The following is a 13926-nucleotide window of genomic DNA, read 5'->3' on the forward strand; positions in this document are numbered from 1 at the left end:
GAGAATTGAGGAGTAATGTTGAATAAAGGGAGATAATATAAAAGCATCAAGAAAAAATCCCAATTATGAGAGTCATTTTTTGATGCTTTTCATACTTTAGGCAGAATATTCTTCTTTACGTACTTCGAAGAATTCATTCCGGCGTAAGTAATTAAAAATTTTTTCTGAAACCTCTTCTTCATGAGACACTAAGAATCGATGATCAAAAGCATAGAAAGATTGACCTTTAATTAATTTTACGTAGTATATTTTACACGCCTCCTTTAAATTAGGATTCTTAAATACTTTATATTATGATGACCTATCTGGTTGTTAATAATACTTAAAGTTTCAAAGGGGAGAAGTATAAAATTAAAAAACATTGAAATAGCTTACAAATCTGTAATGTTTTTGTCACCTTTGCCGATAGTTAAAATTAACCAATATCTCCTATACTACAAATAAGTTCCATAAAACAAGGGGGTAGAAAGATGGAGGAAGTAATTGGAGAAGTTGTAGCAGGGATTTGTGAATTTGTAGTTGAAGTTACGCTGGATGCTTTAGGGAATTTAGTTTCCGAAAATGAAGAGGAGAAAGAAACGTTATAAAAATTTGTAAAGGCTGATTTCTAAAGGGAAGTCAGCTTTTATATTTTTTACATTATATTAACGTTATTTAAATATTCATTTGTTATGATATTGGTGAAACCAATAAAGGAGCTGATCAAAATGAATATACCGAATTTTAGATTTGATGTATCTGATACTCGTATGATTGTGGCGAATATAGATGAAAAGGAATATCACTTTATTGTTCGTGAACATTCACTTGTAGGAAAGGTTATATCGCTATTCGAAAATGGAAAAGAATATGGTTTGATAGATAAGCAAATCGCCGTTAGGGATAAATTTATTAGATCAGAACTTACTAAGTTGGAGCATTTCAACATTGATATGCTTTATAATTCACCAGGCTGGATATGGGTTGGCATGAATCAATTTGGATTGTATGCAAGAGAGGCTACACCTAACGAAGTAGAAATTTTTATGAGGTTAAAGGAGAATGTGAATTATTTAGATGTATATATAGGTACCACAATGTAAGAGTTATTTTTCGAGGTTATGGGGTTTGTTCCCGTAACCTTTTTTTGTTTTGAAAATAAAAATTCACGAGTTATTTTATTTTGATACTAGTCCTCTTTTATAAGGGATAGATCCTAAAAGAGGATTTGAAATTATATAAAGAGAACTTATTAATTATATGAATACTTATAGAAAGAAGATGATAAAAATGAGTAAAGAAGAGCTTGTGAAACAACAATTTGGTAGTAATGCAGAGAAGTATGTGGAAAGTAAAATTCATGCAAAAGGACCGGATTTACAATATGTAGTTCAGCAGGTTGAAACTCGTCATAATACTCGTCTTCTTGATATTGCTACTGGTGGTGGACATGTTGCAAATTTGTTAGCCCCAATGTTTAAAGAGGTAGTCGCTCTTGATTTAACAGAAAAAATGTTAGAAAAAGCAAAAGGTTTTATAGAAGGGAACGGGCATGAAAATGTATCATTTGTAGCAGGAAATGCAGAAAATTTACCATTTGCTGATGAATCCTTTGATACAATTACATGCCGAATTGCAGCACATCACTTTGTTGATCCTTTGCAATTTATTTTTGAAGTAAATCGAACGTTAGAAGATAATGGGTTATTTATATTAATTGATAACGTTTCACCAGAAAATAATGAGTTTGATACATTTTATAACTTTATCGAAAAGAAGAGAGATCCAAGCCATGAACGAGCTTTGAAAAAAACAGAATGGATTACTTTATTAGAAAAACATGGTTTGCAAATGCAGTCATGTCATACTTTTGACAAGAAGTTCGATTTTGATTGGTGGTGCGATATGATGGATGTTCCTATGCAAAAACGTGTAAAGTTAACAGAGTGTATGATGAAAACATCAAATGAAATGCAAGGATTTTTCAAAATTCAATTTGAAAACAATAAAATAGAATCGTTTTATACTGAAATGGCACTGTTCGTATGTAAAAAAAGTTCAACATTAAAAAGATAAATTTCTTGCAGTCTTTCTCATGTACGATATACTTAGTACAGAGAAAATGAGAATTGAGGAATAGTGATAATGATTCGTGTACGTATTGAGGGAACTGAGGAAGAGATGCTTGAATTTTTAGAGAAAATGCCTGACATTCCTGGGTTTGAAAAAACACATATGAGAGAACCGAGAAAAGGGAATAATCCGAAATATGATTCAAGCAAAAGTATACTAGCATATTTATCTTATAAAAAGATTGAAGTCGCCAATAAATAGGCGGCTTTTTTAATTATCTCTGTTTCACCACCTTGTCTTTTTCGCATAATAATGATAGTAGATTATGCTGGAGAGGGGTGAGGAAAATTAATAAAAAAATAATCTTTTTCGGAGATTTTGGTATTGATGATGCAGTGACGTTAATTTATGCGAATAAAACATGCAAATTAGATATTATAGGTATCGTTGCAGAGTATGGAAATGTATCAAGAGAAATTGTTACGGAAAATGTTTATTTTTTAGAAAGATACTATGCTACAAAAGTGAAGATTATTGAAGGTGCCAGTAGACCAATGACAGCTGAAGAACCTTTGTTTTTCCCTGAAATTCATGGGGATCACGGTTTAGGTCCAATTATTCCACCGAAAATGAGAATTTGTGACAGAGAAAATTTTTGTGAATTGATTAAATTAATTGAGCCTTGTCCAGAAGATATTATTATAGTCGCGACGGGACGATTAACAACACTTGCAACATTATTTTTATTGTACCCCAATTTAATGAATCGAGTATGTTCTTATTATATAATGGGTGGTGCTTTTCTTTTTCCGGGAAACGTTACACCAGTATCGGAGGCTAATTTTTACGGCGATCCAATTGCGGCGAATATCGTGATGAAATACGCGAAGAATGCTACTATATATCCGTTAAATGTAACGCAGCGCGCTCTTATCACCCCTGAAATGGTCGATATTATTGATAAAGAAGGAACAGGACAGGCGAAACTTATTAAGCCAATGATCGATTTTTATTACGAGAACTTTTACAAAAAGAATATCCAGGTATAACTGGGAGTCCGATTCACGATTTACTTCCGTTCATTTCATTTATAAATGATGATATTTTTGAATATAAAAAATCAGCAGTTTGGATAAGTACGACAAATGATGTAACGAGAGGTCAAAGTGTTGCTGATTTTAGAAAAATAGCTGAGCCGACGACATTTGATAATCGGCCTGTACAAAGAATTGCTGTTGAATTTAATTATCAAGCTTTTAAAGACGAATTTATGAGAACAATATTGAAGCCAGATTGTCCTTAAAAGGTTGAGCAGATTTGAATGATTTTCATAAGACGAATAACTTACGAAAAATGAAACATAACTAATGGTAAGCAATTGTTTCTGATTATAATTTTTATTGGTCAATTATAAAGGAGGAAATGATATGATTTGGTCTTTAATCGTTGGTGGTATATTAGGATGGTTTGCAAGTTTGATTACTGGGAAGGATGTACCTGGCGGTGTAATCGGTAATATTATTGCAGGTATTGTCGGTTCTTGGCTTGGTACAGCGTTACTTGGTAAATTTGGACCTGTTATAGGTGGATATGCGATTGTTCCGGCTTTAATAGGTGCGATTGTTTTGATTTTCATCGTAAGCTTTATATTCCGTGCAATGCGGAAATGAATACAGGGGACTGTTTACATTTGTAAGCAGTCCCTTTGTATTATGTTGTCTAATCTGTTATGCTACTGTTATACAATCAGGAGGTGTCAGCATTGAAATCATTTACAGTAAATTTCCATCAAGAAGATAATGCAAAGGCAACAACAGTACATAAATTAAGTGAAGAGGACTTCGAGAAAGCAACAGAAAAAGGTACTCGTCATCTATTTGATTTAGATACAAACGTTGGTTTCTTCGTATTCTTTGATGCTGAAGATACAGAAGGAAACGAGCAATACTTAATGTTACAATATGAAGGAGATCATGAAGAACCAAGTGCTTGCTACGGTTTTGATTTGAAATTGTTCTATCAATTTTTAGCACTATACTTAAATGATCTTGAATTCCAAGGTGAAACAAATGAAGAAGAGGAAGAAAATGGTCCAATTCATCATTTAGCACACTTACTTTACCATATCGTTGAAGATGGTAAATCTATCGAAGTATAAAATACATAATTGAAGCTGTCCTTTAATAGGGTAGCTTTTTTAGTTATATAAATAGGCAATCTTAATGAAGTTTTGATGGCGACAGGTTGTTTAATTAGATTTCGGGAAAAATTAAACCGGCAAGGAAGATTAATCACTTCCTGCTGGTTTTTAGCATTTAAAGGAGCTTTTGTGATAGTTTATTTTAAGTTATAAAAAAGGATATAACGAGTATGGAGAGAAGGTGTATACAAGGAGAGGAATAAGATGATTAACAATACAATTCCAAGCTTTTGGAAAGCAATGAAATAGGATTACATGACTTGAACAAATATTATGATATGCACCCAGAGGCATTCGAAGAGTATTTTAAGTTTCACTGTCCTAAGACGGAGGAACGTCTTTCTAGTGCGATTGAAAAGTATCCTGCAAAACTAGAAGACATTCGTATTATTTCGGATACAACCGACTCGGCTATTTTTTAGGAACATCATATATAGAGTATATGGTCCATGCTTTCGGAGAAACCGAAGCACTTACTTTTTGGAGAAAAAATAATTTGAAGAGTAGTGTAATGGAATGGTTACAAAAGTGAATATGTTGAAGAAGGAGGCTGAAAATGATGAAAGTATATATGAAAGTACTTATATTTTTCCTAACTTTAACGTGTGTAGCGGCTTTAACCGCGTGTAATAACGCTGAGGAAAAGAAACAAACTAATTCAACATCAGAAAATAGTACGGAAAAAAAGAGCGATACGTCAGAAACGGGTAAAAAGAATGAGGACACCGCTTCGAAAAAAGAGAAAGAGTCTGTGGAAAAACCAAAAGGTCAAGATTCGGTAAAACCTTCAATGGAGTCTAATACGAAAAATACAGCGCTTAATCAAAAAGCAATTAACCATGTAAAAGATTTATTTGAGCAAGCGAAAGAAGGAAAAGTACCTAATGTTCCATATGCAGCGCATACAGGAGATATTGAAGAAATAGAGAAGGCGTGGGGGAAAGCAGATAAAACTGAGCAAGCAGGAAACGGGATGTATGCAACTTTTACAAGTAAAAATGTGGCATTTGGCTTTAACAAAGGATCGCAAGTATTTGACGTCCGCTCGTATCATTCAGAACTCAAATCGATTACGTTACAAGAAATTGAAAAGGCTTTAGGAAAACCGGCGTCTGTTAAAGTCAACGGTAATGATAAAATATACATTTATAAAGTAAATAATCAGTTTGAGTTGAAATTCGTTATTCCGAAATCGACTGGTAAAGTAGATCATATTTCTGTGTTCTCACCGGAGGATAGTATTAATAAAATGGCAGGTTAAATAAAAGAGCTGTTCCTATAGGGACAGCTCTTTTACTTTGCTTTTTTCTAACGATTGAACAAAAAAAGCTTGAATGATACCGCCGATTATTAATAAGAAGGCACAAATATAAAATAGAGTACTGCCGCTAAAATTGCTTAATATTAGTGCACCTACAAAAGGCCCACAAGTCCTTGAAATGTCCCAATGTATACCGTAAATAGAAAAGTACAATCCACGTCTATGACTTGGAGCCATTTGTGAAACGAATCGTAGTAAATGATTTAAAGCAATACTTTGCCCAATTACTAAAAAGAGTAGTGTTAAGAGTAATGACCATATTGTCGTGGAATAACCGTAGCCAATAGCAGCTAAAGTAAAACAAGTATAGGAAATAACAATGATTTTAGCCATAGAAAATTGTTCAGACCATTTCACAAGGAAAATTTGGAGAATCACTTCCATGACTGCTTTACAAGTTGAGATAAACACCAGTACAAATAGAAAATTTGGAAATACACTTTCGGCGAATATACGATAATTCGATTCGGTTTGAGCGTAGAAAAAACTAATCGGTAGCGTAGAAACCATGAGCCCAAATACAGCATAATGTTTTGAAATAAATTGTTTTGGCGAATATACTTCTTTCATTTTTTCATTGTTTCTTATAAGCGGGGCAGTTTCAGGAAGCTGCGTCCAAACGAGAATGGCATATAGCGTAAGGGCTACACCTTGTAAAATAAATAAATATTCAGGATGACTATTATAGAAAAAAGCACCAATTAATGGTCCGATTACAGAGCCAATCGCTCCCGTAGTATGCAGAACAGCAAATATTTCTGCCTGTTGTTCTTCCTTCGTTAAGTCAGCGATTTGAGCGCGCTGTGCCGGAATATATAAAGAGCGGCCAATACCATTTACGACATACAATAAGGCGAAAAAGGCGACCGATTCAGCAAAAACGAACCCGCTTACGGCGAAAGCTTGTAAAACTAATCCGAGTAACATGATTTTCTTACGACCGTATTTATCTGTTACACCTCCAGCGATTAATGTAAACACAATATCAGCGAGAGGCTGCAATCCGAAAAGAAGCATTGTAACGATGACATTACCATTTAACACTTTATTAACGTGAACGATAAAAATGATAGCTAACATTGCTTCAGTTGTCCGGACTAACAATTCACCGAACAACCGAATGAGGATTGGCCTATTATAACGTTTTAAAAGATGATTCATTTCTAATTCCTCCTTTCTATATTAAAATGATAAGATGGAAGCTAGAAATGAAAAAGGGTAGAATGAAAGAGGAAGATTTTTCATCTTTTAGGGGGCGTTTTATGACTATTTTGGAGCAATATATGCACCTATGGCTCCAGTATGGAAAAGGGAGATCAGAGGGGGAACAATTAGAAATAACAATACAAAATATATCTGAAACATTATTTTGTACAGAGCGAAATAGTAAACTAATCATAAAAAAACTGGAAGAAGCAAGTTGGATTATGTGGTTTCCAGGCCGAGGGAGAGGGAATCGTTCAAAGGTATTGTTTCAAAAACATCCACTTTTATTAATTTTAGAAAGAGGAAAAGAAATAACGAAACAAGGGGACGTAAAAAGCGGGATCGCTTTTATCGAACGGTATAGCTCGTATTTTCCATCGCTCCAACCACAATTTCAAACTTGGATTGATTCAATATTTGGTTATCAAGTTGAAAGGACGTCTCAAGGGAGAAGAGATGTGCTACGTTTGCAAGTTCAAATGAATCTAGACATTGCATTAGATCCTGTATACGCCACGATGCGTTCGGAATGTCATATGGTCAAACATATATATGACACGTTAGTGTATGTAGACGGAAGTACAAACAATGTAGAGCCACGACTGGCGTTTTATTGGGAATATGATGATCAGAAACATATATGGACCTTTTACTTACGAAAAGGCGTTCAGTTTCATAACAGGAAAGAATTTACCGCTTATGACGTAGTACATACATTTGAACGATTCTTGAAAGCTAAAAATAATCCGCATGCTTGGATGTTACAGCACGTTGAAAGTTTACATATTCTTGATGACTACATTGTGCAGATTCGGTTATCTACAGATAATAAGCTGTTTTTACATGCTTTAAGTGCAGAACAGTGTTCTATTATAAGTGAAGATGGAAAAGGTAATTTAATTGGTACAGGACCGTTTCGGTTATGTGAAAATAATGAGGATGTATTCGTATTAGAAGCACACGATTTTTATTTTCGCGAGCGATCTTTTCTCGATCGAATTGAATTATGGAATGTAGAGCACAGTGTAAATACGTGCGATATTTTAGCGAAAGCACACTATAACAATATAGAAAAGTATCATAAAGAACTAACTAGACTGGAGTCGAATGTAACATACATTACATTAAATACCGCAAAAGAAGGACCTATGCAAAACACGATGTTTCGGAAAGCTCTATATAAAATCATTCATAGCCATGCGCTTATTGAGGAATTGCAAGGAGCGCGCGGAGAAATAGCAGAAGAATTGGTTCTAACAAAGGATGACACATTACATATAAAAGAGGATATATATACGCTTATTAAAGAGAGCTCTTACCGTAATGAAACACTGCGACTATATACATTTACAGAACAAGATCATGTTGAAGACTCATATTGGATACAAAACGAGTGTGCGAAGTATGGCGTCACTATTGAAGTCGTTTTACTTGAAACAAAAGAGTTATTGCAAACAAGTACGATACAAAAGGCTGATATAATGCATGATAGTGCGACAATTAGTGAGCGTATTGAAGAAAGTTTATTATATATGTTTCTTACAAAAAACAGCTTTATTCATCAGCATAGCAATATAAAATTTAACGAAGTATTACAGCCTTATTTTACAGAAAAACAATTAGAGAAACGGATGACACTGTTACGCGATACTGAGGACACACTGTTGCGTGAAATACATATCATTCCTTTATATCGCAATAAACAGCGAGTAAGTTCACACGAAAAAATACAAAATATAATGATTAATTCACAGGGCTGGATTGATTTTTATGATATATGGTTTAAAGCTTGATATAAAAAGGTTCTTACGCATTTTAAAGGTATGCGCAAGAACCTTTTTTGTATGTAAGGCAGGTTTGTTTCACACATTGTTACGCTACTTGTTATAAAAGTCTATTTACAGCGTAACAGTGTTATGTTACATTGTTATCAGAAGGAGTGATATACAGTTGAGTACAGATTTAATTTCAAAAAAAGATTTATTAGAGCTAACTGGTATTTCATACGGACAATTATATAGGTGGAAGAGAAAAAATTTAATACCGGAAGATTGGTTTGTACGGAAGTCAACGTTCACAGGCCAGGAAACATTTTTCCCGAAAGAAAAGATATTAGAACGTATTGATAAAATCCAAACGATGAAAGAGGATTTATCACTTGATGAATTAGCAAATATGTTCTCACCGAGCGTGACAGAAATTCATTTAACAAAAGATGATTTGTTACGTAAGGGTATTGCATCAGAGCCAGTTTTACAATTCTTCATAGAACAAACGAACAAAACGGCAGATTTTCAATTTGCAGATATTCTTTATGTATACGTGTTAGAAGAACTTCTTCAATCAGGAGACGTTAGCTTAGAAGAAGGGAAAATGGTTTTACAAGTTTTACGTGAAAATTATGAAGCGATTAAACATAAAAATTGTGACTTAGTTATTATTCGGAAGTTAGGGATTTCTACATGCTTCTTAGTATCAAGCGTTGAGGATTTAATTTTTGAAAAGGGAACAAAGATTGTTTTACGTGTAGCAATTATGAAATATACCGAAGCATTAAAAACTAAACTGTTGTAGTGGAGGAGAAATAATGCGTACAGAAAATTTAATTATAAATGGATATGGTTCATCAAACGGTGGAGAGTTTCATAAAGTGCAACTAAATGGAAAAGGAACTGTTAATGGAAACGTTGAATGCGATCAATTTGAATGTAATGGTTACGGAACTGTTACTGGTGATTTGAAAAGTGGCGATGCGAGAATTAGCGGATCAGGCAAAGTTGAGGGTACAGTTAGTGCAGAAACGATGCGAATCGATGGGAAAGGGACAATTACACAAGATGTAAAGGCGACCACTTTGAAAATTGCAGGAAAAGGGACGATAGGTGGTAATGTAACTGGTGAAGAATTTAAAATCAATGGTCAAGCGACGATTGATGGTAATTGTGAAGTTGATATTTTTTCTTCAGAAGGACAATTTACAGTTGGTGGATTATTAAGCGCAGATGAAATTAATATAAATATTCACGGTACATGTAGAGTGAAAGAAATTGGTGGTCAAACGATTAAAGTAAGACATAGATTAAGTACTTTTAGTAGACTTTTTAAAACAGTATTTGGCCTGCAGTTAGAAGCTGAACTGCTAGAAGGTGACAATATCGATATTGATTATGCTCACATAAAAACGGTAAGAGGAAATAATGTTACAGTAGGACCGAACTGTGAGATTGAACTCATTGAATATACCGGAGTTCTTACTGTTGATAAAAGCGCAAATGTAAAAGAAATTAAGCAGGTGTAAAGAAGGGAGCAATTGATATGGAAAATCAACATAGTCTTACTGTTAATGGATCAGGTAGCTCAGCAGGCGGAGATTATAACAAAGTAAAGATACGCGGCGAAGGAACAATTTCTAATGATATGAGTTGTAATGAATTTAAAACGTATGGCACGAGTGATGTACGCGGTAATATGAAAGTTAAAAACTATGTCGTGTATGGAGATAGTGAAGTGCAAGGGAATATGAAGGCGGAATATGTAAAAGTATATGGTAATGCCCAAGTACAAGGCGACGGACAAATTCATAAAATAAAAGTTAGAGGTATGATAGAATTTAAAGGGAAGCTAGCCGGTGATTTCGTAGATGTGAAAGGCGCTTTAAATGTGAAGGGAGATATAGAAGTAGAGGAATTATTACTAACTGGCGGTCTTGAAAGTGATGGTTTGCTTAATGCTGAAAATATTGAAATCTCACTTCGTTATGAAGGAAGTAAAGTAAGAGAAATCGGCGGAAAAAAGATTACAGTACGTAAAAAAGCGAGATTTATTCCTTTTACAAGTCATGCAGGAAGCCTTCAAACATCAATTATTGAAGGGGATGATATTTATTTAGAACATACAATAGCAGACGTAGTAAGAGGAAATCATGTTATAATAGGCCCTGGCTGTGAAATTAGTGTTGTAGAATATCATACTAGTTTTAATCAGAAAGGTAATACAGTCGTAAAAGAACATAAACAAATATAAGTAGTATGAGGGAGAGCAAGGCTATGGTTGAGAAGAATAATAAAATCGGCTTCGTTGTTGCCGGTTTATTGCTAGGTATCTTAATGGCATCAATGGATAATACCATTGTCGTAACAGCGATGGGAACGATTGTTGGTGACTTAGGAGGTCTTGAAAACTTTGTATGGGTCGTTTCTGCCTATATGGTCGCAGAAATGGCAGGCATGCCGATTTTCGGTAAACTATCAGATATGTATGGTAGAAAGAGATTCTTTATTTTCGGTTTAATCGTCTTTATGATTGGTTCGGCTCTTTGTGGAACTGCTGAAAATATTACACAGTTAGGTATTTATCGTGCCATTCAAGGTATTGGCGGCGGGGCACTAGTGCCGATCGCATTTACTATCGTTTTTGATATTTTCCCTCCAGAAAAACGCGGGAAAATGGGTGGATTATTCGGAGCAGTATTTGGTTTATCAAGTATTTTCGGGCCATTACTTGGCGCATATATTACGGATTATATTAGCTGGCACTGGGTGTTTTATATTAACTTACCACTTGGAATTTTAGCACTTATTTTTATTACATTATTTTATAAAGAGTCACGAGTTCATAGAGAACAAAAGATTGATTGGTTTGGTGCAATTACTTTAGTTGGTGCAGTAGTTTGTTTAATGTTCGCCTTAGAATTAGGCGGACAAAAGTATGATTGGGATTCTAGCTTTATTTTAAGTTTATTTGCTGGATTCGCTATTTTAGTAATTGCTTTTATTGTTATTGAACGAAAAGTAGCAGAACCAATCATTTCATTTGAGATGTTTAAGCAACGTCTGTTTGGAATGAGTACAATTATTGCCTTATGTTATGGGGCGGCATTTATGTCAGCAACTGTGTATATTCCGTTATTTATTCAAGGTGTATACGGTGGTACGGCAACAAACTCAGGATTATTGTTATTACCAATGATGTTAGGATCAGTAGTTACAGCGCAGTTAGGTGGATTTTTAACATCGAAACTTAGCTACCGTAACATTATGATTATTTCTGCTGTTATTATGCTAATTGGATTATTCTTATTAAGCACGTTAACACCAGAAACAAGTCGTATATTATTAACAATTTATATGGTTATTATCGGTTTTGGAGTTGGTTTCTCATTCTCTGTACTAAGTATGGCTGCTATTCATAACTTCGGTATGGAGCAACGCGGGTCTGCGACTTCAACTAGTAACTTCATTCGTTCATTAGGTATGACACTTGGTATTACAATCTTCGGAATGATTCAAAGAACGGGTTTCCAGGATCAATTAGAAGAAGCGTTTAAAGGTATGAGCGGGGGAATGAATTCAAACGCTTTAGGAGATTCAAGAGCCATTTTATCAGAATCGGCTAGATCTCAAATTCCGCCACAAATATTAGATAAAATTATTGACGCTCTTTCTAGTTCAATCGTTCAAACATTCATGTGGGCATTGGTACCAGCTGGTTTAGCATTCGTATTCATTTTCTTTATGGGAAATGAGCGCATGGTGTTTCAGAAAGAACAAAAGAATATAAAGAGTGAAACATCAAAATCTTAATGAAAAAGCTCCTTTCAAATTTGAAAGGAGCTTTTGTCGTATGTACGGTATTAGATTAGCCTTCGATAATTTCGTATTCTTCGTCTGCTAATAATAAAACTTGTGTTTTCTTACCTTTGTTTTGAACTTCGATTACATCGTATGTACCTAAGTCTCTTAGTTTGTTTTGAGAAGCATTAACCATAACTTCCATAGAATCAATTAAGATATCTTCTTCAATGTATGATTCAGGCAATGCCATATCTTCAGTTTCTAATACACATGCGTATAGATTTTGTAAGTTTTCAGCAGTTGGGTTTTGTTCCTCAACATCAATGATGTTTTTTACTGCATCCATATTTTCTTCTTTTGCTTGATATACTTTAATTTTAGCCATTGTTTTAATCTCCTTTATAACGTAATCGTAGAGGCTACACCTTATTATAACGTTTTTTTCATGAAAGATGAAATTGTTATATGTATTTATAGTAAAAAATATGTGTTATTACTTATTATTGGTGTAATTCCCTTATTAATCTAATGAGTAGTGCACTAGGCTGGAAATCAGACCGGTTTGATGATCCACTAGAAGAACAGCGACATCACTTTTTGAAAGACGGGAATAGAAATCAGTCATTTTATAATCCCATCAACTTAAGAAAAATAAACGCCCCCAAAACGAAAAAAATGAGCTGACTTCTCAAAGTAACTACCTGTAGAGAAAGTGAATTTTGGTTTTGGGGGTACTTCAAAACCTTAGCTTGATGGCGATGGGGTACCGCCAGCATTTCGGAAAAAACCATGCTAAGAGCATGCAAGGTTTTATACAGTTTTTCGGCTAATCCAGTAACAAACAAGAACCGAAAACGTTGTTCTTGAAACTCCACTTCAAGCTGTATTCTTAGTAGACGGCGAAGAAGCTAACGTATATAACCACGTATTATTCGTAGCTGATGCGAACAGTGCTGCAACATATGTAGAAAACTACGTTGCAAATGAAAATGCTAAAGGTATTGCAAATATCGTAGCAGAAGTAATCGTGGAACAAGGCGCACAAGTGAAATTCGGTGCGGTTGATCTATTAGCAAAAGACGTAACAACTTACGTTAACCGCCGCGGCGTTGTTGGACGCGACGGCCGTATTGATTGGGCTCTAGGCCTTATGAATGACGGAAATACAATCTCAGAGAACGTTACGAACTTAATGGGCGACGGATCATTTGCTGATACAAAAACAGTAACAATTGGCCGTGGTAACCAAACACAAAACTTTACAACTAAAGTTGTTCACTTCGGTAAACACTCTGAAGGTTGGATTTTAAAACACGGAGTACAAAAAGATAGTGCAACATCTATCTTTAATGGAATTGGTAAGATTGAACACGGTGCATCTAAATCAAATGCACAACAATCTTCTCGCGTTCTTATGTTAGATGAGAAAGCTCGCGGTGATGCAAACCCAATTCTTTTAATCGATGAAGATGATGTAATGGCAGGTCACGCAGCTTCAGTAGGCCGCGTAGATCCATACCAATTATACTACTTGATGAGCCGTGGGATTCCAAAACGCGAAGCAGAACGTTTAG

Annotated in this window: 14 protein-coding genes and 4 pseudogenes; 14 read left to right on the plus strand and 4 right to left on the minus strand. The window is 34.7% G+C overall.

Features of this window, described 5'->3' with window-relative positions; genetic code table 11:
- Window positions 1–96: 96 nt before the first annotated feature.
- Window positions 97–249, minus strand: a complete 153-nt coding sequence (locus tag JFT89_RS30315; protein ID WP_080001761.1) for a YqbF domain-containing protein — start codon at window positions 247–249, stop codon at window positions 97–99.
- 458 nt (window positions 250–707) lie between these two features.
- Here JFT89_RS30315 and JFT89_RS14900 point away from each other — a divergent pair, with 458 nt between their 5' ends.
- From JFT89_RS14900 to JFT89_RS14935, 8 genes and pseudogenes are all read left to right on the plus strand, one after another.
- Window positions 708–1082, plus strand: a complete 375-nt coding sequence (locus JFT89_RS14900) for a hypothetical protein (protein ID WP_016095638.1) — start codon at window positions 708–710, stop codon at window positions 1080–1082.
- Between the two features lie 187 nt (window positions 1083–1269).
- Entirely contained in the window at window positions 1270–2055 is a 786-nt protein-coding gene (locus JFT89_RS14905; RefSeq protein WP_033706902.1) for a class I SAM-dependent methyltransferase, read from the plus strand.
- 69 nt (window positions 2056–2124) lie between these two features.
- Window positions 2125–2313, plus strand: a complete 189-nt coding sequence (locus tag JFT89_RS14910) for a DUF3970 family protein (RefSeq protein ID WP_002065918.1) — start codon at window positions 2125–2127, stop codon at window positions 2311–2313.
- A 77-nt stretch (window positions 2314–2390) separates the two neighbouring features.
- Window positions 2391–3355 (plus strand): annotated as a pseudogene (locus tag JFT89_RS14915) (nucleoside hydrolase).
- A 124-nt stretch (window positions 3356–3479) separates the two neighbouring features.
- Window positions 3480–3722: a GlsB/YeaQ/YmgE family stress response membrane protein gene (locus JFT89_RS14920; protein ID WP_002013368.1), complete on the plus strand. Its 243-nt coding sequence runs from the start codon at window positions 3480–3482 to the stop codon at window positions 3720–3722.
- 92 nt (window positions 3723–3814) lie between these two features.
- Entirely contained in the window at window positions 3815–4210 is a 396-nt protein-coding gene (locus tag JFT89_RS14925; RefSeq protein ID WP_002084959.1) for a hypothetical protein, read from the plus strand.
- 246 nt (window positions 4211–4456) lie between these two features.
- Window positions 4457–4653 (plus strand): annotated as a pseudogene (locus tag JFT89_RS30780) (hypothetical protein); the annotation flags it as partial.
- A gap of 155 nt (window positions 4654–4808) precedes the next feature.
- Window positions 4809–5513 carry a YjgB family protein gene (locus JFT89_RS14935; RefSeq protein ID WP_016095634.1) on the plus strand — a complete coding sequence of 235 codons (705 nt, stop codon included), beginning with the start codon at window positions 4809–4811 and terminating at the stop codon, window positions 5511–5513.
- A 15-nt stretch (window positions 5514–5528) separates the two neighbouring features.
- On the opposite strand, the gene JFT89_RS14940 is transcribed toward JFT89_RS14935, so the two are convergent.
- Window positions 5529–6734, minus strand: a complete 1206-nt coding sequence (locus JFT89_RS14940) for an MDR family MFS transporter (RefSeq protein ID WP_016095633.1) — start codon at window positions 6732–6734, stop codon at window positions 5529–5531.
- 62 nt (window positions 6735–6796) lie between these two features.
- Here JFT89_RS14940 and JFT89_RS14945 point away from each other — a divergent pair, with 62 nt between their 5' ends.
- The 5 genes from JFT89_RS14945 to JFT89_RS14965 all read left to right on the plus strand — a co-directional run bounded on the left by JFT89_RS14945 (window position 6797) and on the right by JFT89_RS14965 (window position 12361).
- The gene (locus JFT89_RS14945; RefSeq protein WP_050567721.1) at window positions 6797–8572 is read left to right on the plus strand and encodes an SgrR family transcriptional regulator; all 1776 of its coding nucleotides are present in this window, start codon (window positions 6797–6799) and stop codon (window positions 8570–8572) included.
- 157 nt (window positions 8573–8729) lie between these two features.
- The gene (locus JFT89_RS14950; RefSeq protein WP_201040305.1) at window positions 8730–9353 is read left to right on the plus strand and encodes a YhbD family protein; all 624 of its coding nucleotides are present in this window, start codon (window positions 8730–8732) and stop codon (window positions 9351–9353) included.
- 13 nt (window positions 9354–9366) lie between these two features.
- Entirely contained in the window at window positions 9367–10077 is a 711-nt protein-coding gene (locus JFT89_RS14955) for a bactofilin family protein (RefSeq protein ID WP_016095630.1), read from the plus strand.
- Between the two features lie 17 nt (window positions 10078–10094).
- Window positions 10095–10802, plus strand: coding sequence for a polymer-forming cytoskeletal protein (locus tag JFT89_RS14960; RefSeq protein ID WP_016095629.1), 708 nt, complete (start codon window positions 10095–10097; stop codon window positions 10800–10802).
- Between the two features lie 23 nt (window positions 10803–10825).
- Entirely contained in the window at window positions 10826–12361 is a 1536-nt protein-coding gene (locus JFT89_RS14965) for an MDR family MFS transporter (protein WP_002065927.1), read from the plus strand.
- 55 nt (window positions 12362–12416) lie between these two features.
- On the opposite strand, the gene JFT89_RS14970 is transcribed toward JFT89_RS14965, so the two are convergent.
- Both JFT89_RS14970 and JFT89_RS30320 read right to left on the minus strand, forming a co-directional pair.
- Window positions 12417–12737 (minus strand): hypothetical protein, encoded by a 321-nt coding sequence (locus JFT89_RS14970; RefSeq protein WP_002065928.1) that lies wholly within the window; start codon window positions 12735–12737, stop codon window positions 12417–12419.
- 138 nt (window positions 12738–12875) lie between these two features.
- A pseudogene (locus JFT89_RS30320) lies at window positions 12876–12977 on the minus strand (isochorismate family cysteine hydrolase YcaC); the annotation flags it as partial.
- 225 nt (window positions 12978–13202) lie between these two features.
- Between JFT89_RS30320 and JFT89_RS14975 the strand changes: the two are divergent.
- Window positions 13203–13926 (plus strand): annotated as a pseudogene (locus tag JFT89_RS14975) (SufB/SufD family protein); the annotation flags it as partial.

The sequence above is a fragment of the Bacillus sp. TH25 genome, assembly GCF_016650935.1.
In the GTDB taxonomy this organism is placed as follows: Bacteria; Bacillota; Bacilli; order Bacillales; family Bacillaceae_G; genus Bacillus_A; species Bacillus_A mycoides.